Below are 2,396 nucleotides of genomic sequence, written 5' to 3' on the forward strand. Positions count from 1 at the left end.
CAGACGCTGACCAACACTGGCGGTCAGATCCTTGCGCAACAGTTACTGACCCTCGACATCGCCAAGACCACCAACCGCAGCGACGGCGTGCTGTCCGGCAAGACCGGCCTGACCCTGACCGGCAGCTCACTGGACAACACCGGCGGCGTGCTGCTCAGCCCACACGACCTGAGCATCGACCTCTCGGACACCCTCGACAACAGCCAGGGCCTGATCAGCAGCGAAGGCACCTTGACCCTCGACGTCGGCAGCCTGACCAACACGGCGGGCAGCATGTCCAGTGCCGGCAAGCTGACCCTCGACAGCGCCGGCGCGATCCTCAACCAGGGCGGCGAACTGGTCACCGATGGCGAGCTCGACCTGGACAGCACCGCTCTCGACAACAGCCTGCAAGGCACCGTCAGCGCCAAGGGCCGGGTCACGATCGACACCGGCGACCTGAACAACAGCCAGAAGGGCCGGATCAGCAGCGGCGAGCGGATGGACCTCACCGCCGCCAAACTGACCAACCACGACGGCAGCATTGCCAGCAGCCAGGCACTGGTTGCGAGCGTCAGCAGCCTTGAACAACAGAAAGGCAGCCTGACCAGCGCCACCACCCTGAGCCTGGACGTCAACCAGGGCCTGCTCGATAACCAGGGCGGCCTGATCAACGCGCCCGGCACCCTGCTGCTGAAAAACCTCGGGGTCGTGCTCAACCAGGGCGGTGAGATTTCCAGCGCCCAGGCCTTCACCCTCAAGGCCCTATCGCTGGACAACAGCGGCGGTACGCTGCTGAGCAACCAGTTGCTGACCCTGCGCATCGCCCAGGCCCTGAACAACGTCAAGGGCCTGATCGCCGCCGCGGGTGTCGATGCCACGGCCGCCACTCTGGACAACACCGGCGGCACCCTGACCAGCCGCAACGCCCTGGACCTCACCGTCACCGGTCTGCTCACCAACCGCGACAACGGCCTGATCAACGCTGCCGAAATCTTGAAGATCACCTCGGGCGACCTCAACAACCGCACAGGACAACTGCTGGGCACTGCCGCGCTGACCCTGGACAGCGCCGCCCTCGACACCGGCGCCAAGGGCCTGATCAACAGCCGTGGCACCCTGAACATCACCGCCGACAGCCTGAGCGCCGACACCGGTGGTGAAGTTTCCGGGCTCGGGGCCATGACCCTGGTCCTCAACGCGATCTCCCTCAATGCCGGTCGCCTGATCGGCAATGCCGGGCTGAGCGTCGACCTCAACGGTGCGGACCTCAACAACAACGCCGGCCTGATCACCGCCACAGGTCCCTTGACCCTCACGCGGGTGCGAAACATCAACAACCAGGGCGGTGAAATCTCCAGCGCCCAGAGCTTCACCCTGACCGGCCAGACCCTGGACAACAGCGGCGGCCAGCTCATCAGCAGCAACCTGCTGACCCTCAATGCCGCCAGCCTGCTCAACCAGAACGGCCTCATCTCCGGCTGGCAAGGGCTGGACGTGACCGCCACCTCCCTGGACAACCGCAACCGCGGCACCCTGTCCAGCCGTAACGGCGCGGTGGAGGTGGACCTCAGCGGTGCACTGCTCAACAGCAGCAATGGCGCGCTGGTCAGCCAGACAGCCCTGACCGTGACTGCTGACAGCCTCGACAACCGCGGCGGCATCCTCTCCAGCGGCGCGGCACAGACCCTGACCGTTACCGGCCTGCTGAACAACAGCCAGAACGGCCTGATCGACAGCGGGGCGGACCTCGCGATCACCGCCAACGCCCTCGACAACAGCGCGGGCACGATCACCAGCCCGGGCAAGGCCACCCTCGACCTGATCGGCGCCCTGACCAACACCGGCGGCACACTCGCCAGCGGCGGTGACTGGCTGCTCAAACGCAGCAGCGCCGTGCACAACCAGGGCGGGCAACTGATCAGCCAGCGCCTGATGACCCTCAACACCGGCACCCTGGACAACAGCAACACCGGCACCGTCGCCGCCAACGGTACCCTGCTGATCACCGCCACCGGCAAGGTCCTCAACCACACCTACGGCCTGATCTACAGCCAGAACGCGGGCGTGGAACTGGACGCCGCGAGCCTGGACAACACCCGGGGCGCGGTACAAGGCCAAAGCACCCTCAAGGTCGAAGCGGGCGAGGGCGTCGATAACCTCAACGGTCGCCTCATTGCCCAGAACGGTGACCTGACAGTAGAGGCCGCCAGCCTCGACAGCCGCGGCGGCGTGCTGTCCAGCCTCAAGGGATTGTTCACCGCCCAGATCACCGGCGTCCTGAGAAACGGTTACGACCTCGCGGCCAACCGCCAGGGCGGCGTCATCCAGGGCCAACGCCTGAGCCTGACCGCCCTGGGCGGCTTCGACAACTACGGCGGCCGCGTCTCGGCCAGCACCGGCGAAGCCCTGCTCAC

1 protein-coding gene is annotated in these 2,396 nt (G+C 66.4%); it reads left to right on the forward strand.

Annotated features, from left to right (window positions below; genetic code table 11):
• The coding region (locus JL015_RS27460) for a beta strand repeat-containing protein (RefSeq protein ID WP_374063564.1) at positions 1–2,396 on the forward strand (2,396 nt) is incomplete at both ends.

Source organism: Pseudomonas cichorii (genome assembly GCF_015471405.1).
GTDB classification, from domain to species: domain Bacteria; phylum Pseudomonadota; class Gammaproteobacteria; order Pseudomonadales; family Pseudomonadaceae; genus Aquipseudomonas; species Aquipseudomonas serbiensis.